The organism is Halobellus marinus (genome assembly GCF_032113415.1).
GTDB classification, from domain to species: Archaea; Halobacteriota; Halobacteria; order Halobacteriales; family Haloferacaceae; genus Haloquadratum; species Haloquadratum marinus.
The window spans coordinates 1,598,298-1,618,557 of record NZ_CP134946.1 but is presented as its reverse complement, the minus strand read 5'-3'; the positions used below and the strand labels follow the sequence as shown (position 1 = coordinate 1,618,557).

At 66.2% G+C, this 20,260-nt stretch carries 28 protein-coding genes; 13 read left to right on the top strand and 15 right to left on the bottom strand.

Annotation, left to right across the window (positions count from 1 at the left end; translation table 11 throughout):
- The 3 genes from RJT37_RS08315 to RJT37_RS08305 all read left to right on the top strand — a co-directional run bounded on the left by RJT37_RS08315 (position 1) and on the right by RJT37_RS08305 (position 854).
- Positions 1-261 carry a cytochrome C oxidase subunit IV family protein gene (locus RJT37_RS08315; protein WP_313689375.1) on the top strand — a complete coding sequence of 87 codons (261 nt, stop codon included), beginning with the start codon at positions 1-3 and terminating at the stop codon, positions 259-261.
- Positions 258-485 (top strand): hypothetical protein, encoded by a 228-nt coding sequence (locus RJT37_RS08310; RefSeq protein ID WP_313689372.1) that lies wholly within the window; start codon positions 258-260, stop codon positions 483-485. Before RJT37_RS08315 ends, RJT37_RS08310 begins: the two co-directional genes overlap by 4 nt.
- Positions 486-650: 165 nt before the next feature.
- Positions 651-854 (top strand): hypothetical protein, encoded by a 204-nt coding sequence (locus RJT37_RS08305; RefSeq protein WP_313689369.1) that lies wholly within the window; start codon positions 651-653, stop codon positions 852-854.
- Between the two features lie 34 nt (positions 855-888).
- On the opposite strand, the gene RJT37_RS08300 is transcribed toward RJT37_RS08305, so the two are convergent.
- The 3 genes from RJT37_RS08300 to RJT37_RS08290 are packed head-to-tail and all read right to left on the bottom strand — an operon-like array spanning position 889 to position 3,019.
- A complete protein-coding gene (locus RJT37_RS08300; RefSeq protein WP_313689368.1) occupies positions 889-1,185 on the bottom strand; it encodes a DUF7410 domain-containing protein in 297 nt (98 codons plus the stop codon).
- A gap of 1 nt (position 1,186) precedes the next feature.
- Positions 1,187-2,578 (bottom strand): hypothetical protein, encoded by a 1,392-nt coding sequence (locus tag RJT37_RS08295; RefSeq protein ID WP_313689367.1) that lies wholly within the window; start codon positions 2,576-2,578, stop codon positions 1,187-1,189.
- A 3-nt stretch (positions 2,579-2,581) separates the two neighbouring features.
- Positions 2,582-3,019, bottom strand: coding sequence for a hypothetical protein (locus tag RJT37_RS08290; RefSeq protein ID WP_313689364.1), 438 nt, complete (start codon positions 3,017-3,019; stop codon positions 2,582-2,584).
- Between the two features lie 172 nt (positions 3,020-3,191).
- Between RJT37_RS08290 and RJT37_RS08285 the strand changes: the two genes are divergently transcribed.
- Positions 3,192-4,208: an FKBP-type peptidyl-prolyl cis-trans isomerase gene (locus RJT37_RS08285; protein ID WP_313689363.1), complete on the top strand. Its 1,017-nt coding sequence runs from the start codon at positions 3,192-3,194 to the stop codon at positions 4,206-4,208.
- A gap of 173 nt (positions 4,209-4,381) precedes the next feature.
- The gene (locus RJT37_RS08280; RefSeq protein ID WP_313689361.1) at positions 4,382-4,675 is read left to right on the top strand and encodes a DUF8049 family protein; all 294 of its coding nucleotides are present in this window, start codon (positions 4,382-4,384) and stop codon (positions 4,673-4,675) included.
- A gap of 23 nt (positions 4,676-4,698) precedes the next feature.
- Here the strand turns inward: RJT37_RS08280 and RJT37_RS08275 are convergent, their stop codons facing one another.
- From RJT37_RS08275 to RJT37_RS08265, 3 genes are all read right to left on the bottom strand, one after another.
- Entirely contained in the window at positions 4,699-5,325 is a 627-nt protein-coding gene (locus RJT37_RS08275; protein ID WP_313689359.1) for an RAD55 family ATPase, read from the bottom strand.
- A gap of 24 nt (positions 5,326-5,349) precedes the next feature.
- Complete coding sequence (locus tag RJT37_RS08270; protein WP_313689357.1) at positions 5,350-5,982, bottom strand: nucleotide-binding protein; 633 nt, start codon at positions 5,980-5,982, stop codon at positions 5,350-5,352.
- Positions 5,983-6,113: 131 nt separating this feature from the next.
- Complete coding sequence (locus RJT37_RS08265; protein WP_313689355.1) at positions 6,114-6,488, bottom strand: YlbF/YmcA family competence regulator; 375 nt, start codon at positions 6,486-6,488, stop codon at positions 6,114-6,116.
- 142 nt (positions 6,489-6,630) lie between these two features.
- Between RJT37_RS08265 and dph2 the strand changes: the two genes are divergently transcribed.
- Positions 6,631-7,662: a diphthamide biosynthesis enzyme Dph2 gene (dph2, locus tag RJT37_RS08260; protein ID WP_313689353.1), complete on the top strand. Its 1,032-nt coding sequence runs from the start codon at positions 6,631-6,633 to the stop codon at positions 7,660-7,662.
- Positions 7,663-7,774: 112 nt separating this feature from the next.
- Here dph2 and RJT37_RS08255 read toward each other — a convergent pair whose 3' ends face one another.
- From RJT37_RS08255 to RJT37_RS08235, 5 genes are all read right to left on the bottom strand, one after another.
- Positions 7,775-7,957 (bottom strand): hypothetical protein, encoded by a 183-nt coding sequence (locus RJT37_RS08255; protein ID WP_313689351.1) that lies wholly within the window; start codon positions 7,955-7,957, stop codon positions 7,775-7,777.
- 289 nt (positions 7,958-8,246) lie between these two features.
- Positions 8,247-8,699 (bottom strand): TIGR00725 family protein, encoded by a 453-nt coding sequence (locus RJT37_RS08250; protein ID WP_313689350.1) that lies wholly within the window; start codon positions 8,697-8,699, stop codon positions 8,247-8,249.
- A gap of 69 nt (positions 8,700-8,768) precedes the next feature.
- Positions 8,769-9,527 (bottom strand): YkgJ family cysteine cluster protein, encoded by a 759-nt coding sequence (locus RJT37_RS08245; RefSeq protein ID WP_313689349.1) that lies wholly within the window; start codon positions 9,525-9,527, stop codon positions 8,769-8,771.
- A 78-nt stretch (positions 9,528-9,605) separates the two neighbouring features.
- Positions 9,606-10,385 (bottom strand): MBL fold metallo-hydrolase, encoded by a 780-nt coding sequence (locus tag RJT37_RS08240; RefSeq protein WP_313689913.1) that lies wholly within the window; start codon positions 10,383-10,385, stop codon positions 9,606-9,608.
- A 146-nt stretch (positions 10,386-10,531) separates the two neighbouring features.
- Positions 10,532-10,804 (bottom strand): MarR family transcriptional regulator, encoded by a 273-nt coding sequence (locus tag RJT37_RS08235; RefSeq protein WP_311171062.1) that lies wholly within the window; start codon positions 10,802-10,804, stop codon positions 10,532-10,534.
- A 187-nt stretch (positions 10,805-10,991) separates the two neighbouring features.
- On the opposite strand from RJT37_RS08235, the gene RJT37_RS08230 reads away from it, so the two are divergent.
- Together RJT37_RS08230 and RJT37_RS08225 are read left to right on the top strand one after the other, a co-directional pair.
- The gene (locus tag RJT37_RS08230; RefSeq protein WP_313689348.1) at positions 10,992-11,714 is read left to right on the top strand and encodes a class I SAM-dependent methyltransferase; all 723 of its coding nucleotides are present in this window, start codon (positions 10,992-10,994) and stop codon (positions 11,712-11,714) included.
- A 136-nt stretch (positions 11,715-11,850) separates the two neighbouring features.
- Positions 11,851-12,753, top strand: a complete 903-nt coding sequence (locus RJT37_RS08225) for a glycosyltransferase family 2 protein (RefSeq protein ID WP_313689347.1) — start codon at positions 11,851-11,853, stop codon at positions 12,751-12,753.
- Between the two features lie 55 nt (positions 12,754-12,808).
- Here the strand turns inward: RJT37_RS08225 and RJT37_RS08220 are convergent, their stop codons facing one another.
- A complete protein-coding gene (locus RJT37_RS08220) occupies positions 12,809-14,131 on the bottom strand; it encodes a sodium:calcium antiporter (RefSeq protein ID WP_313689345.1) in 1,323 nt (440 codons plus the stop codon).
- 136 nt (positions 14,132-14,267) lie between these two features.
- On the opposite strand from RJT37_RS08220, the gene RJT37_RS08215 reads away from it, so the two are divergent.
- Positions 14,268-15,074 (top strand): shikimate dehydrogenase, encoded by an 807-nt coding sequence (locus RJT37_RS08215; protein WP_313689342.1) that lies wholly within the window; start codon positions 14,268-14,270, stop codon positions 15,072-15,074.
- A gap of 30 nt (positions 15,075-15,104) precedes the next feature.
- Here RJT37_RS08215 and RJT37_RS08210 read toward each other — a convergent pair whose 3' ends face one another.
- The gene (locus RJT37_RS08210; protein ID WP_313689339.1) at positions 15,105-15,377 is read right to left on the bottom strand and encodes a DUF2061 domain-containing protein; all 273 of its coding nucleotides are present in this window, start codon (positions 15,375-15,377) and stop codon (positions 15,105-15,107) included.
- 138 nt (positions 15,378-15,515) lie between these two features.
- Between RJT37_RS08210 and RJT37_RS08205 the strand changes: the two genes are divergently transcribed.
- Together RJT37_RS08205 and RJT37_RS08200 are read left to right on the top strand one after the other, a co-directional pair.
- Complete coding sequence (locus RJT37_RS08205) at positions 15,516-15,911, top strand: DUF7344 domain-containing protein (RefSeq protein ID WP_313689336.1); 396 nt, start codon at positions 15,516-15,518, stop codon at positions 15,909-15,911.
- 2 nt (positions 15,912-15,913) lie between these two features.
- Positions 15,914-16,648, top strand: coding sequence for a DICT sensory domain-containing protein (locus tag RJT37_RS08200; RefSeq protein ID WP_313689333.1), 735 nt, complete (start codon positions 15,914-15,916; stop codon positions 16,646-16,648).
- Positions 16,649-16,864: 216 nt separating this feature from the next.
- On the opposite strand, the gene RJT37_RS08195 is transcribed toward RJT37_RS08200, so the two are convergent.
- Positions 16,865-18,001 (bottom strand): cobalamin-independent methionine synthase II family protein, encoded by a 1,137-nt coding sequence (locus RJT37_RS08195; RefSeq protein WP_313689331.1) that lies wholly within the window; start codon positions 17,999-18,001, stop codon positions 16,865-16,867.
- 128 nt (positions 18,002-18,129) lie between these two features.
- Positions 18,130-18,312, bottom strand: a complete 183-nt coding sequence (locus RJT37_RS08190; protein WP_313689329.1) for a hypothetical protein — start codon at positions 18,310-18,312, stop codon at positions 18,130-18,132.
- A gap of 257 nt (positions 18,313-18,569) precedes the next feature.
- Here RJT37_RS08190 and RJT37_RS08185 point away from each other — a divergent pair, with 257 nt between their 5' ends.
- Together RJT37_RS08185 and RJT37_RS08180 are read left to right on the top strand one after the other, a co-directional pair.
- Positions 18,570-19,784, top strand: coding sequence for an outer membrane protein assembly factor BamB family protein (locus RJT37_RS08185; protein ID WP_313689326.1), 1,215 nt, complete (start codon positions 18,570-18,572; stop codon positions 19,782-19,784).
- Positions 19,785-19,984: 200 nt separating this feature from the next.
- Positions 19,985-20,260 carry a hypothetical protein gene (locus RJT37_RS08180; RefSeq protein WP_313689323.1) on the top strand — a complete coding sequence of 92 codons (276 nt, stop codon included), beginning with the start codon at positions 19,985-19,987 and terminating at the stop codon, positions 20,258-20,260.

Genomic DNA, 20,260 nt, shown 5'->3' with positions numbered 1-20,260 from the left:
ATGACAAACACGAAACTGTACACGGCGGTGTTCGCGGTCCTATTCGTCTCGGCGACGATCCAGGTGCTCGTCGAGTTCGCGGGACTGGCCTACTGGACGGCGTTCGGAATCATCGTCGCGCTCTCGGCGTTCAAGGCCGTGCTCGTGGCGGCGTACTTCCAGCATCTCCGGTACGAGCCCCGCTCTTTGACGTACGTCGTCCTCATAGGGCTCGCGGCGGCACTGGCACTGACCCTCGCGGCGTCGTACTCGATCCTGTGACCGACGCCGATCGCACCGACTCCGAGGACTCGCGCAGACGGGTCGTCCTCGGGTACGCGCTCGTCTTCTCGCTCCCCGTCTGCGTCGGCGTCGCGGTGATGCTGCTCCAGGTGACCGGCTCCCGACCCGTGGACCCGATCGTCTTCGCGCCGAGCATCGTGCTCGCGGCTGCGGTGTTCGTCCTCGTCGTCGCCATCGGCGTGGGCGGTTCGACGGAGACGTGAGCGACAGTTCACTGGAACCGGAAGTGGCGGGTCCTCAGGATGGTGTGCGGTAGTCGCCGAGACGGTGAGTGACGGATGATAAGGAGGCTCCAGGAACGTCACCGGCAGCAGTCGGGGTCAGTTAAACGTCAACATTTACCACGGCCGAGCACCAATCCGGCGACGATGAACGGAACGACTCTCGCGCTCGCGGTCGCCGTCGCGCTCGTCGTGGGCGGGCTGGCGGCACTGCTCACAGCGGAGGCGATGGGCCTCGGGACGGCGATCGTCGCCGTCTTCGGGGCCGTCGTCGTCGGCGGCGTCGGCGTACTCACCGCCGTCGTCGCCCGCGCCCCCGAACCCGAGGGCGGCGAGGAACACGGAGTCTGAGTCCGCACCGCGGCGGCGACAAGCCGCCGATCGTTCAGCCCGGGAGGCTGAACGCCACGACCCCGGCAACGACGAACGCGGCGTACAGCAGGCCGATCGCGACGACTACCCGCAGGTGCAGGCGGAACAGTTCGTCGCTCTCTTCGCGCCGGGCGCGCTCGTAGGCCTGCTGTTCGGCCGCGGCCGGGTCGTGTCGCTCCCCCACGTGGATGGCGCGCTGGCGGTCGGTGACGAACGGCCGGTCACAGTACGGGCAGCGTGCGACCGCCGCTTCGTCGCCCACCGATTCGTCGTCCGGCAGCGCGGTCTCGGGAGGTGGCGTTCGGGACATACTACGCGAGTCCGGCCGCGGTCGGCTGTGCGACGATCCAGAGGCTCGTCGCCGTATAGCAGACGGCTACAGCTGCGAATGGGTACTGGCTCCTGACCGGCTGGACCCGGCCCGCGAACAACGCGAACGCGCGGGCGTGAGCGACCCAGACGGCGACGACGTGACCCACGACGACGGCGATGATCTGCACCGCGCCGAACCAGGGCGGCAGCGACAGCACGGTGAGGGCTGCCGGCGGCGCAAGCGGCGCCGCGGCGACCGAAAGCACCGTCGGCGCGAAAGAGAGGAGATAGCCGGCGAAGTGCGCGAGGTGGTAGCCGGCCGCGATCGGGATCAGCGCCGTGGCGAACCACCCCGCGAGGTACCGCGTCGTGACGTACGTCGGCGCAGTTCGTCTGACAGCGCGGGCGGCGAGCCAGTAGAGCCCCGCGAAGCAGCCGAACCCGCCACCGAGCGCAAGGAGCGTGAGCACCACCCGGGGAACGCCGACGCCCGCCGCGGCCGTCGCCACTCGTCCCCAGGCGGCCGTCGAGACGAGCCCGTCGAACGTCGTCGCCCACACGAGCGCGATCACGAACGCGACCTCGCCGCGGTCGTAGACGGTCGACTCGCGGATCAGCCCCGTCCCCGGGAGAGCGAGATCAAGGCCGGTTCCAGACCGGCGAACCGGCGCAAGCAGCCCGTAGCAGCGGAACGTCCGCGCCACCGGATCGACGCGCTCGAACCACGCGTCGCCGAAGACGACCGCACCACCGACTGTGACCGCAGAGTAACAGCCCACGGCGAGCGCGAGGAGTCGGGAGTCGGCCGCCAGCGGGCTCGACACCTCCGCAGTGACGAGCGCGAGGAGGCCAACGACGCTCGGCCACACCCCGACGCTGTCGGGGAGCGACCGCCGTTCGCTCGGGATGACTGACGCGACCGTTCGCCAGGGGTTCACCGCCGGCCAGCTGTTTCCGACGAGATACGTTGTCGCCGTATACCCGGCCCACCACACGATCCAGACCCCGAGCGTGAGCAGGTTCGCCCGCGGGGATTCGGGACCGACGATGCCGACCGCGACGGCGACGACCACGACACCCACCGCCGCCCATCTGAGGAGCGTCCGAGCGGGTGGGGCGATCGGTGCCAGCCACCGGACCGCTTGTGACGACCGGGCCCGCCGCGGGACCGCTTCGACGAGCGTCCGGTCGGTCAGCAGGCTCGTGAACAGGAACGACGCCCCGACCACGCCCACGCCGGTCCCGATAACCAGCCAAGACGGGATGGGGGCGGTCCGAGTGGTGCCGAAAGATCCGGCGTGTGCGACGGCCGGATCAGCGAGCAGCGCGGTCGCGAGCACACCGGCGATAGCAGTCGACAGCGGTCGGCGGAGCTCCCGGGCGCCGACCATCGGTCAGGCGAACCCGAGCAGGCTCGCGGCGACGGCGACAAGCACCAACAGTCCGAGCGCCCACGACCCGAACGCGGCAGCCTGCGCCGCGTGCAGTCCCCTGGCGCGCGCGGCGACGAACGTCCCGTAGAAGACGTACCCGACCACGAGGACCGTCCCGAGTGTGGCGAGCAGGGTAGTCGCTCCGGCGGAGACGTCCGTAGAGACGCCGTACCCGCCGACCGCGAGGACGGTCGCACCACCGGCCAGGAGGGTCAGGAGCACGAACGTGGCGGCCCATACCGCCGGCTTGCGCGTCGCCCGCCCGAGGCGCTGCGCGAGATTTCCGGATCCTGCAAGATCAGCCGAGTGATGGTATCGCCCGCGCGTGAGCAGGACGACGAGCCCCACCACGAGACCGATCCCGAGGAGGAAGCTCACGAGGAGCATCGTCTGTGCCATGGGAACACACCACTATATGCATCTTGTTCGTTCGTGATAAATCTTCGTCGCGACCGTAGCGCCGTCCATAGCCCCAGCCGAGGTATTTCGGCCCGAAAGCCGCCGGATCGGCCGCAGTACGGGCGCGGACCGAAACGTGATTCTTAAGAGTCGCACGGGTGATGGTTCGGATATGAGTGACGAACAGCGGGAAGACGCCGACGAATCGCAGGCTGACGCCGACGCTCCAGAGGAAGAGACAGAAGGATACGAGGACGTCGCCGAAGCGGACGATGTCGCAGAAGCGGAGGGCGACACCGAGGACGGAATCAGCGACGGTGACTTCGTCCGCCTCGCCTACACGCTCCGAACCGCAGACGACGGCACCGTCGTCGACACCACGGACGAGGAGACGGCCGAGGAAGCCGATATCGACACCGAGGAGTACGAGTTCGAGCCGCGGGTCGTCGTCGTCGGCGCCGGGCACGTCTTCGAGAGCGTCGACGAGGCGCTCCTCGGCGCGGAGGTCGGCGACTCAGGCACCGTCGAGGTCTCTGCCGCCGAGGCGTTCGGGGAGTACGACGACGACGAGGTCCGGACCGTCAGCGCCAACAAGATCGACGAGGACGAGCGCTACCCGGGCGCGCAGGTCCAGATCGACGGCGACCAGGGCCGGGTCGTGACGATGGTCGGCGGCCGCGCCCGCGTCGACTTCAACCACCCGCTCGCGGGCGAGGACCTCGAATACGAGTACGAGATCCTCGAAGTGGTCGAGGACCGCGAGGAGCAGGCCGCCAGTATGCTGGAGATGTACCTCCAGGAGGCCCCCGAGGTCTGGATCGAGACCGACACCGTCGAAGAAGAACAGGTCGTCGAGCCCGACGAGGACGAGGAGGAAGACGAAGAGGCCGAACCTGAGACCGAGACGGTCGAAGTCGAAAAAGAGACGCTGTACATCGAGGCGACGCCGCAGATGACGATGAACCAGCAGTGGATGTTCTCGAAACAGCAGATCGCCCAGGACGTGATGGATCGCCTGGATCTCGATCGCGTCATCGTCCAGGAGACCATCGAAGGGATGGGCGGGATGATGGGCGGCCTCGGCGGAATGATGGGCGGAGGCGGCGGCGCTGCGCCCGAGGACCTCGAAGAGGCGATCGAGGACGTCGACGTCGACGCAGACGAACTCGCCGACGAACTCGACGAGTAACGGCGGACTGACACTGCTTACGCTCACTGTTTCCGTCGAGCGCCACCCCCGTCGACGGCGCTCGGCAGGAGGAGACGAGCGTAAGCAGTATGAGAGGAGCGATCGCGTTTCCCGACCTGCAGACCGCTTCTGGGGGTCTCAGGCGGGTCCACACTGCCGCCAGCCATCCTGTAATGTCCGAAGAATCAACCGACTCCCCGCTCGCGGACGAGACGCTCGCCGCGACCGACGACCTGCGGGTCGCGGCTGTCGCCGCCGTCTGTACCGTGGCGCTGACGCTCGGACTCCGGTATGGGCTCGGCCGCGAGATCGCCGCACTTCCACGGTTGCTGCCGCTCGGGCCGTACTTTCTCTCGCTTTTCACGAGTCGACTCGACCTCGGCGGACTAGATACGCCCCGCAACTGGTCGCTTGTGACCGTCGCGGTCACGCTCGCGGCGTTCGGTTACTTCGGGGTCGTTGTCTGAACGCCGACAGCGTTCCCCCGCAGTTATGCGATGTCCCGACTGGTGTCGACGGTGACGCGGTCGCTGAGGCGGAGTTTGATGGTCTCCTCCGGGGGCTGGCCGCCGCGGAACTTCGGAACCGCGAGGCGGTTCTCGATGTCCGACCCTTTGACCTCCGTCCGGAGGTCGAAGACGACGTCGGTCATGTGCTTCGTGAAGCCCCGATTGCGCGGGTTCTCGTCGCTTTTCATCCCGTGTAGGACGGCCAGTCCGCCTGTGTTGACCATATGCGTCTGGAGTTCGTTCAGGAACTGGCGGTACCGCGCCGGTTCGGTCTCCTCTAAGACGTCGACGACGTCGATAATCAGGTTCGCACCCTCCGGCAGGTCCCGCACGAAGCGGTTCGCCGTATCCAGCGGCGCGTTGCCGCCGACGTCCCGGACCGTCGGGTCGCCGACGCGGCCGGGCGTCCGATCGACCGCGTCGAGAATGGCCTGATCCGACCGGATCGTCGTGAGATACAGCGTCGCGCGGACCGCAGTGAGTTCGTAGAGAAACAGCTCCGACTGGCTGGCGGGATCGGCCGTGAGGAGCACGATGCTCCCCGGCGGGATCCCCCCGTCGAGTTGGCGATCGAGGATGTTCACGCCGGTCGAGAGCCTGTCTGCCACACTGGGAATTAGAGGCCGATCGGCTTAGCCTTTCGGTCGCTCGCGGAGCGCGTCGGCGAGATTGTCGTACGCGCGTCTGACAGACGGGTCCGAAAGCGGAGTGGCAGCATTCCCGTCGGCAGCCCTCGGGATCGTTTCGAGCACGGGACAGCCGAGCAGGTCGTCGACGCCGGTTGGAGCGAGTCGCGCTCTCGTCAGTACGCCGCCGATCAGCGGCGTGCCGACCGCGCGGGCCATCGCCGCCGTCTTCGCTGCGTCCCGAAGCGCGGCGATACAGGGTGTCGAGACGACGAGCACGGCGTCCGCGATCCGGAGCGGCACTGTCGCGTCCGGCCCCGCACCGGCAGGGCAGTCGACCAGAACGCTCGGGGTATCGTCGGCGTCTTCGGCGTCGTGCAGCCGACGGAGCCGTTCGCCGACGCCGTCCGGTTCGTGGGACCGCGCCGGCAGAATCCGCGTCTCTGTTCCCCTCGCGTCCGGATCCGGATGACCGCAGGTACCGGTCGGCGGATCGCGCGGCACGCCCGCAAGTCGATGCAGGTTCGGGAGATCCGAGTCGGCGTCGACGGCGAGGGTCGGAGCGTCGATCGATCGCGCCAGGCCGAGTGTCGTGGTCGTCTTGCCGCTGCCGCCCTTGCCGCCGGCGATCGCGAGCATACCGGGCGTGGCCGCGGCTTCGTATATGAAGGCTCGGCGCTCTCGCGCCGAGTGAAAACGCAAACGACGGCGACGAGGACAGGTTCCCCTTCGAGCGCGCTGATTGCCGCCGCAGTGTGAGTTGCGCGGGCTCAGTCGTTACAGCAGCCGCCGGCTTCACCGCCGAAGTCGACCGCAAGCGGGTCTGAGATCGCCTCGTTGATAGCTTCGAGGCGGTTCTGTAGCTCCTCTTGGGCGTCGAGGAATTCGGCCATCTTCGGCATCGCGTGCAGTTCCTCCTGGGCCGACTGGACCTCACGGAGGTCCGCTTCGGTCGCGTTGCCGGTCTGTCTGGCGTGCATAAACTGATCGCGGAGATCGTGGAACGCCGAGATCTTCTCCTGGACCTCGTCGTCGGCCTCGACCGCCGCTTTCGCCTCCTCGAACGCCTCGTATTCGTCGGTCTCGGCGATCGCCTCGCCGAGTTCCTGCCCGAGTTCTTCGAGTCGATCTGTCTGAACGCTCATCGGTTGTGCTACGGCCGCCTCGCGTTTCAAACTGCCGGACGCGGCGACGTCGCCGACTCGTCTTCGAGACTCCGTCTCAGGGCCGTTTTCCGGAGTCTCGGAACCGCCGGCGTTATGCGTCTCGATCGGCAATGACGGTGTAATGAGCCAGGACGCCACGGAGGGAGACCTCCGAAACACCGGGATGTCGCTGAAACACGACCGGGAGTGGGACTACGAACTCGACCGCATCGTCGAAGCGGTCGACGAACGGGACGCAAAGCGAGTCGGACTGCAGTTCCCCGAGGGGCTGAAGCGTCGCGGCCCGGCGGTCGCCGACGACCTCCGGGAACTGTGCGACGACGACGTGACCTTCCTGCTCTCCGGACAGCCCTGCTACGGCGCCTGTGACCTCGATACGTATCTGATGCGCCGGACAGACGTCTTCGTCCACTTCGGGCACTCCCCGATGAAGGAGTCCGACAAGATCATCTACGTGCCGCTGTTCTCGAACGTCGACCCGTTCCCGATCCTCGAAGAGGCCGTCGGTGACCTGCCCGAGGAGGACGTCGGCCTCGTGACGACTGCCCAGCACATGAACCGCTTCGGCGAGATGGTCGAGTGGCTTGAAGACCGCGGTTACAACGTCCATACCCGCCGTGGCGACGAACGGCTGACCTACGAGGGGCAGGTGCTCGGGTGTAACTACGCCTCCGCGGACATCGACGCCGACCAGGTCCTCTACGTCGGCGGCGGGAAGTTCCACCCGCTCGGGCTGGCGATGGAGCACCCCGAGAAGAAGGTCCTGATCGCCGACCCGGTCAACAACGTCGTGACCGTCGCCGACACGGAGAAGTTTATGAAACAGCGGTACGGCGCGGTCCACCGGGCGATGGACGCCCAGAAGTGGGGCGTCATCTTCTGTACGAAGATCGGGCAGGGCCGGATGGAGATCGCCGAGGAGATCATCGCGGACAACGACGACGCCTACCTCATCACGATGGACGAGGTGACGCCGGACCGCCTGCGGAACTTCGATATGGACGCGTTCGTCAACACCGGCTGCCCCCGGATCACGACCGACGACGGCCCGCAGTTCCACAAGCCGATGCTCACGCCCGGCGAGTACCGGATCGCTGTCGGCGACAAACCGCTCGACTCCTTGGAGTTCGACACGTTCCACGGTACCTGGTGACGTACCGAGGCCGTCAGAGAACGTGGCCCGGTGGTTGTTTTGGGCGAAAAATACGCGAACCAGTCCGTAGAGTCAATGTGCGTCTCTTGCGACAGCGGTACTGTTGGGCTCCTCAATCACGGTTTGTACCCGACTGCAGGCGAGTTCCTTTGAGTTCGACGGTAGCAGGCGGTTCCGCCGTGGCGAGGATAAATTCCGTTCCATCTGTGTCCTCGAAACCGATGAACAGTTGCTCGATGTCGTCGGCTTCCTCCACACTGAGAGTCACTTCGATGGGGATAGTTTTCTCGGCCATACCACAGTGTGACTGACTTGGGTGTTTGTTATGGGTCGTATTCTGCCTGCAGCTATCCGGTATATGGTGTATAATTGGTTATATTTCCAACATTTATAGTTGAGAGAGCTTTACATCAAGAGAGTCTCTTCTCGATAGAATTGCCGATGGAGCGCCCGTCTACAGTATATTCCGATCGATGGTGGAGACCCCCTGACTCCCCCCGAAGTACCTGCAGGCGCCCCCGGTCCGTCGCGGTCCGCTCGACACTGATTCCCCGTGGCGCGTCTTTTCGAGCGCCGAAGCGGGCTCAACCGCTATTTTCGACCGCGTCCTCGACGTACTCGACAGCCGCTTCCGCCGTCTCGACAGGTTCGACGTGCGCGGCGTCGTGGGTCCCGATGCCGGCGGTCGGTCGATCGTAGACGGCGGCGTAGCCGAGTTCCGAGAGCGTGCCGCCGCCGCCGTCGACCGCGACGACTGCGTCGCCGTTCATCACCACGAGCGCGTTACGCGCGTGCCCCAGTCCCGTCGCGATAGCCTCGTCGACGAAGGCGTTGGCGTCGGCCCGGCGGTCAGTCGGGAGAATACCGATGGTGTGGCCGTCGGCCTCGGCAGCGCCCCGACAGACCGCCTCCATCACGCCGCCGAGGCCGCCGCAGACGACCGTGTGCCCGCGCCGAGCGAGGTGTCGGCCGAGCGCGGCCGCGGTTTCGGCCTCCGCCTCGTCTATCGTACTACCGCCGATAACACTAACTCGCATAGCGGCGGCTCGTGGCGACCGGTGGTAGTGGTTTCGGCTCGTGAGCACGGTGGTCCCAGGCGGGAGCCGTTACTCTCCGTCGGAGTGATCACCGACGGGCGATCCGTCGGGTCGCTTTGCGCCCTCGGAGTCGTGGACGACCACGCCGTCGACGTCCCGGGGCTCGTAGTTGTCGCGGACGGCGATCGCTTCCTCGATCTCCCGGACTGCCCGCTCTTTCAGCGCGGCGGCCAACTCCTCGGCGTCCTCGCGGGCGATGTCGCGGCCGAGTCCCTCACACTCGTGGGCGCGGACGATGCCCGCTTCGTCGACAGCCTCGCCCATCGGCTGGCTCGTCCCGCCCAGCGCGACGCTGAACGGGTACGTCTCGCAGATGAGCGGCCGGTCGTCGTGGACGCTGCAGGCGCCTTTCGGACTGCCGTCGGGACGCTCACCGACCTCCTCGTAGAAGACGCAGTCGCCGCAAGCATCGGTCTGCAGCGCCCACTCGAACGTCTCGCCCTCGGAGCCCTCGTCGCCCCCGACGAGGCCGTACGGCATCGGCCGGGCGACGTCCCGCCAGTCGTAAGTCTCCGCCGCCTCGCTCGTTCCAGTCCCGCCGCCGTCCGTCGTCTCACTCGCGGCGTCCTGCAACCGCCGCACCTCGTCCGGGAACACTGTCGCCGTGTGGGGTTCCCGATCACCACCGTCTTCGCTCGGATGGCCCCGACAGCACGCACCACAGCGCGTGCACTCGAAGCCGATCGACTCGATCGCGTCCGCCAGCGCCGCCACCGACAGGTCGCGAGCGCGGGCGAGTTCCGTCTCGAGCGTCGGGGCGTCGCTCATAGCCGTCTCTCGCGGCGGCGTGAACTAAACCCTCCCGGTCGGGGAATCGCGGCTTCGACAGGGACGTGGGCAGAGTCCTCACCGTGGTGTGACTGTCTCGGTCTCGCGATCGAATGCCACGTGCCTCTCCGCGTCAAGTTTCTCCAGGTGGGCGACGACCGCCGCGCGGGCGAACCTTCGAACCCCCGTGAGGTCGCGATCGTAGACCGCATCGAGGATGGCATCGATCTCGTCAACGCCGTCACGGACCGCAGCCAGGATCTCCCGTTCGCGGTCGAGGCGTCGGCGAAGGAGGCGCTCGCAGGTCGCCCGCGGGTCGTCGATAACCGGTCCGTGACCGGGGTAGAGTCGCGGCGGATCCCGGGCGTAGAGCCGCCGGAGCGCAACGAGGTACGCCCGGACGTCACCCTCGGGGGCGCCGACGGCCACGCTGCCCTCGGCGATTGCGACGTCCCCACAGAACGTCCCGGCGTCGGTCTCGAACGCGACGTGGTCAGGTGCGTGGCCAGGGACGTCGATCACGCCCACCCCGCCGGCGATCGGCAGTTCGCTGCCCTCGAGAAACGTCCGGTCGGGTGCGACCACCGCCGTCTCCGCAAATCGGTCCTCGCGGCCGCGGCGACACCAGACGGTTGCACCAGTCTCTGCGGCGTACGCCGCGATGCCGCCGACGTGGTCGGGGTGGGCGTGCGTGACCGCAATGTGTTCGACGTTCGCGGCCGTGACAGCCTCGTCGAGGTCGTCGGTTCGGCCGGGGGGGTCGATCAGGAGCGCCGGGTCCTTGCCGACGAGATACGCGTTCGTCGAACCGGACGGGACTGATGCGGAAACCGGAACAGAAACCCGGCGGATCGGAATCGCGGCGCGAGAAGAGCCAGTCACGGCTCATCGTTCCGTGTGTCGGGAAAAAACGCTGTCGTCGCGCAGTCGTCTATCGGTAGCGACCTCGACGGGTTGATCGGGGCAGCACCCGCTCCAGCGCTATTCGACCACGATCAGCGTGGTCACGTGTTGAGGAAGTAGACCTGCTTGCGGGCGTCCTGGAAGCTGTAGCGCGAACCCACGAGTTCCGCATCCTCCAGACGGTTGAGTGCGTAGCGGACGGTCCGATCCGGGAGGAGCGACTCCTCGGCGAGTTGGCCCTGCGAGAGCGGCGCGTCGCTTTCGAGTACTTTCGCGACGAGTTTCGCGCTCGGCGGCAGTTCGCGGAGGCGGTCGCGGTACTCCGATTCCGAGAGGAGGTCATCCCCGTCGAGGTCTGCGGTACTGGTGCTCATAGGATCACAGATCCATCCCCAATTGGTAAAGGTTGCCTACAAGTGTGACAATACAATCCGTAGACCTTATACTCATATAAGGTCGTGGTCAGGGGCAAATAGGAAAGTCACCGGGAACCGCGAGCGGCCGGGCGTGACCGACGCGTATCCAGTACGGTTTTAATCCGCGGGCGAGGACGGACAGGTAGTGAAAGGAAAGGAGTGGTATCAGGCCGACGACGTCGCCCAGCAGTACGACTCGAAGCGGTTCTCCCGCGGCGGCAGACTTATCGACAGCCGCGAGAAGCGAGCCGTCATCGAGGCGCTGGGTCCGGTCGACGACCTGGACGTGCTCGAAATCGCGTGTGGGACCGGCCGATTCACGGCACTGCTGGCCGACCGCGGGGCGAACATCGTCGGACTCGACATCTCCGCGGCGATGCTGTCCCAGGGTCGGGAGAAGGCCCGTGACGCGGGTGTCGCGGATCACATCGAGTTCCTCCGCGGCGACGCCGCCCGACTCCCGTTTCCCGACGACCACTTCGATGCGGTGTTTGCGATGCGGTTTTTCCACCTCGCGGAGACACCGACGAAGTTCCTCGCGGAGATGGCTCGCGTCTCGAAAGACATCGTCTTCTTCGATACGTTCAACGGACGGAGCGCCCGCGTCGTCTACAACTGGCTGCTCCCGATGGGATCGCATCTGTACTCCAGAGAGCAGGTCGATCGGCTGCTCGACGATGCCGGGCTACGGCTCGTAAACGCCGAACACGACTTCCTCCTCCCGTATGGGTTCTATCGGAAGATTCCCAACAACGTCGCCCAGGAGTTCCGCGATCTCGACACAACCATCGGGTCGACCGCGGTCGGTGACGCGCTGGCGTCGGTCTCCTACTGGACGGCGTCTGTCGACGCTGACGAAGCGGACTGAGAGCCACCTCCGGGAGTGCCGAACTGGACTGAGACGCAGAGACGCCGCTTCCGGGAGTCGTGAGCCTATTCGCGGCGGATTCGGCGTGGTACTGGCGAGGTGCGACATTTAAGTTCTCGTGCACCGACCGGAAAATATGGAGCTCTCGGTAGTGATCCCGACACTGAACGGGCGGGATCACCTCGCGGGCACGCTCGGCGTCCTCGCCGACCGTGCCCCCGACGCGGAGATCGTGGTGGTCAACGGCCCGTCGGCCGACGGCACCACCGGGATGGTCCGCGACCGAGACGACGTCGACGTGCTCGTGGAGGTCTCGGACCGGACGCTCAACGTCTCCCGGAACGCGGGGATTCGCGCCGCCTCGGGGGACGCCGTCGCCTTCCTCCGGCACGACCTCGCGATCGAGGAGACGTGGCCGGAGGCCATCGAGACGGGGCTTTCGGACTCCGCGGTCGCGACAGGACCGGTCCACGAGACCCTGCCGGCCGGGATGACGACAACCGAACCGGAGAGCCGTGAGATTCGCGGGCGATCGATCACGTACTTCAACGGCGGCAACGTGGCGTTCCGGGCGGACGCTTTGGATGAACTCGACGGGTTCGACGAGTATCTCGAAACGGGCGGTGCCCGCGACGCCGCCCACCGGCTCGCAGGGGCCGGGTACGACGTTTCCTGGCAAGCGGATATGTGCGTCCAGACCGAATACGAGGCCGACGGCGGCGTCAGCGAGCGCGATCACGGCTGGAAATATCGTGCGCTGACCTACCGGCTCGTGAAGAACTACGGCCTCCGTCCGACGATCGTCCGGCGCATCGTCACACACGCCGGTGCGGACGCCCTTGTCGCCGCCCGGGAGGTGCTCGCGGGCGATGCGACGCCGTCGGGCTGGGTCGGGACGGGACGGGACGTCGTCGTCGGGATCGCCACCGGCTGGTCCGACGGCCTCGTCGCCCGAGCGCGGGACCGGACGACCGCGCGGAACCCACACGGGTGCTCGAAGCGCGCGGATCGGGCGGTCGCGAAGTACGACTGGCGGTAATCCCGGCGATTTTCGATCGCGGAGCGGACAGCGGTGTCCCGAGCCACCGGCGACGCTAATCCGCCCGATCGGGCTCCGGCATCGGCGTCCCGCGGATGTTGGCCACGGTGAGTTTCCCGAGTCGGCGGAGCGAGCGGCGACGGGCGAAGAGCAGTCCGGCGCCGAGCATCAGGTAGATGGCCGTGTACGAAAGCAACAGGTAGATCGAATACTGCTCGGCGATCGCTTCCGGATAGATCCGGATCAGTGCGAACTCGAAGATCACCTGCGAGAGGAAGAGCACGAGCAGGGTGACCGCTTCGCGGACGCTGATCCGGAAGTTCACGAGGATCGCGATCGCGAAGAAGCTCTGGGCGGCGGTGAGCCAGATTTCGGCGGCCTGTTTGAAGTCGAACGGCAGAACGCCGTACGCACCCAGAGAGAGGCTATAGACCACCGAGAGCGTCCCGATCAGGAGCGTCCACTGATTCAGTTTCGAGGAGATCAGCGCGTTGAACGCCGCAGTCGACCGCGCCTTGTTCACGAGGTAGGCGGTGATGACGAGTTCCGGACTCTCGGAGGCCAGCGGTGCGATCCACTGAATCATAAAGAACTCCGGGATCCCGAACTGCAGTCCCAGATCCTCCAGCCCGTGTGCGAACGGTTCGACGGCGGTGAAGATGAGAAAGCCGGAGTAGACGAACAGCGCGAGGACGACCGGCACACGGATCCGCCGTGCTGTCGCCTGGAAGTACGCCGGGACGCCGATCTGATCCTCGACCTCCTCGACGTCGCCCCGGATGATGATCGCGATGTAGGTGACGTACAGCCCAACGAGCACGATCGTGTCGATGGCGTCGATCCCGCCGTTCAGCGGGACGAAGAAGGCGAAGACGGTCGCCAGGAACAGAAAGAGGATCTCCGTGGAGATATCCGGGTCGAGTTTCACCGCGTCACGGAGTCTCCCGTCGTTGTCGACGACGCTCGTATCGGCCCGGGAGCCGGTGGTCGCCTTGTAGATAGAAAAGAGCGCGATGCCCGACCACCCGAGTCCGATCAGAATGCGGTTCGCGCCGGTCATATTGGCGACAGCGAGATTCGCTTTCGAGGGATCGGTCGCCGCCTGCCACGCGTAGAGGGCGTCGACGGCGTACTCCGGGGCGACAGCGAGCACCGCCAGGACCGCAATCGCAAACGCCCGCGGGACGTCCTTTTCGGCGGTTTCTGCGCCCCACGCGAGAAGAAAGGACGCTCCCAGGACCGCCAGACCGCTGACGCCGACGACAGTCGTCGGGCCGAAGCCGAGCGAAACGCCGCTCGCCCAGGAGGCGACCCAGGGAAGCGTCAACGCGACACTGGCGACGACGGCTGCGAGCGGGTGGCGCAGACGCGAGGTCATCACCGGTGGTCGGCCCTTGCGTGGCCTATCTCTTGCGGTTCGACGGCGACCATAGCCCTGTCACGGGCACCCCCGAGGCCCCGAGAGACTGGCCGCCGAACCACCCTTTAATTCGGTCGCGGGTTGACGCGTTCGTATGCAGGTATTCGGACTGCTCGGAAATCCCGTCGAACACTCCCTGTCGCCGCCGATGCACGAGGCGGCTTACGAGGCGCTCGGACTCGACGCACGATACGTCACCTTCGAGCCCGCACCCGACGCCGCCGCCGACGCGGTGGAAAGCGCGGCCACGCTCGGGATCGCGGGGCTGAATGTCACGATCCCGTTCAAACAGGACGTCCTCGACGCGGTCGACCCGGACGACGTCGCCCGTCGCGTCGGCGCCGTAAACACGATCGACTTCTCCGGGGCGACGCCCAAAGGGTACAACACCGACGTAGCGGGCGTCGAGCGGGCATTGACGCATCACGACGTCGTGATCGAGGGCCGCGACGCCGTCGTCGTCGGCGCCGGCGGCGCAGGACGCGGGGCGGCGTTCGCCTTAGCCGATGCCGGCGCGTCCGTCCACATCGCGAATCGCACGGTCGAACGCGCGGAGTCGCTCGCCGCCGACGTCCCCGGCGCGACAGCCGGAGGACTCGATACGCTCGATCGAGTCGCCGAGGCCGACCTCCTCGTCAACGCGACGAGCGTCGGGATGGAACCCGACGAGGACGAGACGCCGGTGCCCGCCGAGCATCTCCACCCGGGGCTGGCCGTGCTGGACGCCGTCTATAGCCCGATCGAGACGCGGTTGCTCAGGGAAGCCGCGTCGGCCGGCGCGACCACCGTCGACGGCGCCTGGATGCTGCTGTTCCAGGGTGTCGAAGCATTCGAGCAGTGGACCGGCCGCGATGCGCCGGTCGACGCGATGAACGAGGCGCTCCGTGCGCAACTCGATTGAGTGCGGCGGGAAGAGTTGCTCCCTGCGCGACTACGCCGGCGTCGATAAGCACCACGAGATGTGGTCCCACGTCCGCTCGTAGACGTAGTCGGTGCCGGTCTTGACCACGTTTGCGGCCAGGCCGATGTTCACCGCGTCGCCGAGGCCCCCCACGACGACCCACGCGACGAAATCGGTGATGACGACCATTACCAGCCGGTAGCAGAGCGTCTTGACGACCGCCCGCTTCCGTGCCTGCAACGCGGACCGCGAGAACCCCTCACTACGAATACGGCTACTGGGGAATGGTGAGACAATTGACATCCTCCCCGCGCTGAAGCACGGGGCTTTCTCCTCGGTTTTCCGTAACCACCGGGAAACGTGGTAAATAAATTATCGTGCACAGTCCTGTTTGGTGAAAAAAGTGCATAATTTTTTATTCAGGAAGGGTCGTTGCAGCGTATGGGAGACTCACTGGACGACCGTCAACGAGACGATCGAGTGGGAGACGAAAATCTCCCGCCACGATTGGCTGAAGATCGGTTCTACCGGGCGCTGGCGGCATCCCAGCGTCGACGGCTCCTCTATTATTTGCTTGCGGAAGAAGAAAGCTACGTCGACGAACTCGCTACTGTTCTCGGCGGATGGAACGCGACGGCAACAGGGACGATGCACACGTCAGCGGACCGGTCGGAACTTCGCCTCACCCTGGTCCACAATCACTTGCCCCTGCTCACCGAGGCGGGACTGATCGACTACAACCCGCAGGACGGAACCGTCCAGATTGCACCGCTGCACCCGCGCGTCGCCGATATCATCCGCTGGAGTATCACTGCAGAGCAGCGTCTGGAACCGTAAGGATGCTCGATTCGTTGATTGCCGAACTTCGAGATCGCGAGCATCAGTTCACCATCTACCGGAGTGGTACCCAATCCGACATCGAAGCGTGGCTCGCAGACCACGGTGTCGCCATTGAGTCTCGCTCGCTGCCACCTGGGGGTCCGGAGCCGTTCTTCGAAATCGAAACCGCCGGCGAGGTCGTGGGGATCATCGGGATCGACGCGATCGAGGGGCTGGTTGAACCGCCGATCCGCCGCCCTGACGACAGAGACGATATATCCGAGGGCTACCGGGTGCTCTTTGACGTCCTCGAGCAGACAGTGATTTCGGGGATGAATCGCCGCGAACTCCTTGCGGTCAGCCGCGAAATCGAAGACCGCGCCTATCGCGTGGGGGAAGGAACGCTGCGGGTGAGTTTCCAGACCCTCTCGACGTTCAGGTCCCAGATAGACCTCTATCGGACACTCGCAGCGGAAACAACGCTGTATATCCACATCTACGGCCTCGACGATTGGACACCGCCGACGATCACTGGGGTCAGCTATCACACCGAGGAGGCCGAACGGTTCGAGCCCTACTGGGCACTTGCGTACGACGGCGGGCCGACTGACGGGCAAGCCTGCGGGTTGGTCGCCCGAGAGCACTCGAATGGCTACACTGGATTCTGGATGAATGATCCAGCGCTTGTCGAGGAGGTCGTCGCGGCGCTTACCGCAGGGGAAGCCGGCTCCAGAGAGGCGGATGCTGGCTTCTAGCTGGACTGCCTACACGCTCCGTATTCACCGTCCTTCGAGGCGGAGGCCCCGCCCTCAAGGAGCGAGCCGAAAGGCGAGTGAGTAGGGCGGGGTAGTTTACCACGCGGTTTGTCTCAGTCGCGAAGGGATCCGACAGGGTCACAGATTCGTCCACTCGTCCGGTCCGAAACGACTTCCGGCAACTGACTGGGGCGTCGTGCGACCGCCGACCGTCGTTCACGCTAATCGTTCGGCTGCCAGGTCTGCACCCTCGACGAGCGCTTCGAGTTTCTTCCAGGCGATCGCCGGATGGACCGCGTTCGCGCCCTCGACGACCGTCTCGAAGCCGCAGTCCGCGCCGGCGACGATCCGCTCGGGGTCACCGACCGCGTCGGCGAACCGTTCGAGGCGGTCGGCGACGACCTCCGGGTGTTCGACGATGTTCGTCTTCACGTCGATCACGCCCGGGATCAGGCGCCAGTCGTCGGGGAGCGGATGTTCCGCGAAGGTACGGTACTCGTGTTGGTGTCGGGGGTTCGCTCCTTCGACCACCAGGCCGCCGACGTCGGCCTCGTAGAACGCGCCGATTACCTCGTCGAGTTCGACGTCCCGATGGTGTGGTCCCGGATAGTTCCCCCAGCAACCGTGGAGGCGGATCTGTTCGTCCGGGATATCGGAGATGGCCCGGTTCAACGCCTCGATGTGCGTCCGCACGCGCTCGCGGAACTCGGCGACCGAGTCGTCCTTGTAGGTGAGCGTGAACCCCGCCAGCAGGTCGGGGGCGTCGATCTGGAGGATCGCCCCTGTCTCGGCGATCACCTCGTACTCGGTCTGGAGTGCGTCCGCGAGATCGAAGAGGTACGCCTCGTCGGAGTCGTGGTAGGCCGTCTCCGTGAACCGAAGGACGGCCCCCGGCGACGGAGCCGTATGGAAGCGCCTCGGGAATTCGACGTCCTCGGCCGCGACTGCCTCGTCGAACCGGGACAGTTCCCGGCGGAGCGCGTCCTCCCCGACGTACTCGATTGGTTCCTGGGCGACCGGACCGCCGATGTTCTCCGTATCGCCCAGAAGCTCCTCGGCGTAGTCCGGGAAGTCATCGAGGTCCGAGGGCCACTCGCGCTCGACGGTCCCCTCGCCGAACCCGCGGAGACGGTTGGTGACGTCGACCGAGTAGGCGATCCGGCTCTGCTCGCCGTCGTTGGCGATGTCGATTCCGACCTCGGCCTGCCGGCGGACGACGTCTCGGATCGACTCGGCGACGGCCGCCTCGAACGCCTCGTCGTTCCGGCCGTCCGAATCAGTCAAGAGTGCGCGCAGGCGCTCCGAGCGCGGGAGGCTCCCGACGTGGGTGGTCTCGATCGTGGGTGCGGTCATTGCTCGTATTCAGACGGCCGGATCACAAATCGGTGTCGGAGACGGAGCTCACACTGTCGGCGACACGGCCGTGACGAATTCAGTCGCCCAAGGTGACGAATCGCGCGAAGCGGTCGCGTCCGAGGGCATTACCAGTACAGCCACACGAGGAGGGCGAAGCCGATAGCGAGGGAGGTGGGAAAGAGCATCGCCAGAACTTCGATGCGGGCCAAGGCGCTGACCGAGACCAGGTCGGCGAGGTCGGCCAGAAGCCACATACTGGCCGCAAAGAGCACGACGCCGACGACGGCAGCGGTCAGTTTCTCTCTCATAGCGGCGCTCGGTGGCACGCAGTTTCGCCGCGGCGGTTGTAAGCGTTACTCCGGCGACAGGGGCGTCCTCGGCGCGATATCGGAGCCGAACCGGGGCAACGGACGTCGCTCGAAGGCCGACGGTCCCCACCTATTTCACGGGCGCTCGAATTGGGCCCGTATGCGCGAACGAACCGTCAGGTCGTCGGCTGGCACGTCCGTCAGGACCGCCCGTCCACCGCGAGTCGAACCGCAGGCCCGCTCGGATGAGTGTCACGATGAGTGAGTGGACCGGCTACAGGGGAGGTCCGCGGCGGTCCGCGGCAGTCACCGACGGACGCCCCGTTCGAGACGCCGCCGCCGGCGAGCGGTGGGCTGGTGGACTGGCGGGCGCCCAGGTACTCCCGAACGGAATTCGAGTGGCGGACGGGCGGGTGTACGTGGGGCGGACCGACGGCCTCTCGGTACTCGACGCCGCGACGGGCCGACAGCTGTGGCGGTACACCGAGGCTGCGCCAGCGTGTGGGTTCTTTGTGGATCCCGCCAAGCACGAAGACGACCACCGGTACGTCGTCCTCGCGACGCCGGACGGTGTCGTCCGGTTGGAAGAGCCAACCGACGGCAGCCGCTCGTATGCGGTCGATTCCACCGTCGACTGCGAGATCGACGCCGACATCGAGTCCGGTGGCGCGCTCTGCCACCCGCCGAAGGCGGCGTATTATTATGTGACGACCGGGAGGGAGGGCGAGCGCGACCTCACGCTGGTCCAGCCCGACCTCCGGCAGGACGACCCGTTCTTGGCGGCGCCGGATATCGACGGCTCCGTCGTCCCGCCGCTCAGCGCGGATTACCGGTCGCTCGTCCCGTCGAAGATCCCGTCTTCGAACGTCTACATCGGCGTCAGCGAGGAGTGGCCCGAACACCTGGCCGACAGGGCAGTGATCACGGAGGGCACCGGCGCGGTCGACCCGGCGTACGAAATCCCGTTCGAGTCCGACCTCTCGCCGCCGATCGTCCCTACCTCCGCGGGGCTGTACGCCTGGGACTGCGTCGCGGACTCGACGGTCCTCTTCGAGGAGCAGGGGTACCACCGACTCGAACTGGGTCCCGGCGGCGAGTACGAGGGGACCAGCATCACCGACTATCTGCCGGACGCCCCGCCGGTCGTCACCGACGACGGCATCTACTGTACCGCAGAACACGGTGCGAAGTTGACCGCGGCGACGCTCGAAGGGGCGCTGCGCTGGGAGACCGACATTCCGGGTCGGTCCCGCGACGTGACCGGCCCCGTCGCCGTCGGCGACGTGGTCTATCTCGGGACCGAGAACAGACTCCTGGGCTACGATACGGCGCGGAATCGGGTCGTCGACCGGCGGTTCGACTCGCAGATCACGGCCCTCGCAGGGGCAGCCACCGGCGTCTACGTCGGGACGGAGAGCGCCGTCTACGCCTTGACCGACACGGAGACGAGCGTATACGACGAGTCAGACTGAGTCGAAGACCTGCGGTCCGGCAGCGTTGCACCCCGCCAATCCCCACTTCAGCGGGAGATATCAAGTAAGGGGATACGTTTCCACGTCCGGATCGTCGTAACGGGTCTGGAACGCAAATCGCAATACGGCGTATTCGCCCCCTTCCCAAAAACCTAACTCAGTCGAAATAGTTCCTCCCAGTAGCGAGTATGTGTCGGGAAATGAACCGGGAGCCTGCCTGGGTGGCGGCGATCCGGCTTGCGATGCTCACGGGGCGCGTCGACGTCGATGCTGTCATCGAGGAAGCGAACCTGGTCGAGGGGCGGGAACGGACCGTCCGCGACGTGCTGTCCACGCTCGCGGAACGTGGGGTGTTACGGTCGGCCGGCGACGGCACGTACCGGCCGGGTGAGACTCTGTTGAACTCCGATCGGTACAACTTGGACTTCGAGAAGGCCTCCGACGGGGGCGCCCACCGCTGGAAGTCCTCGGTATAG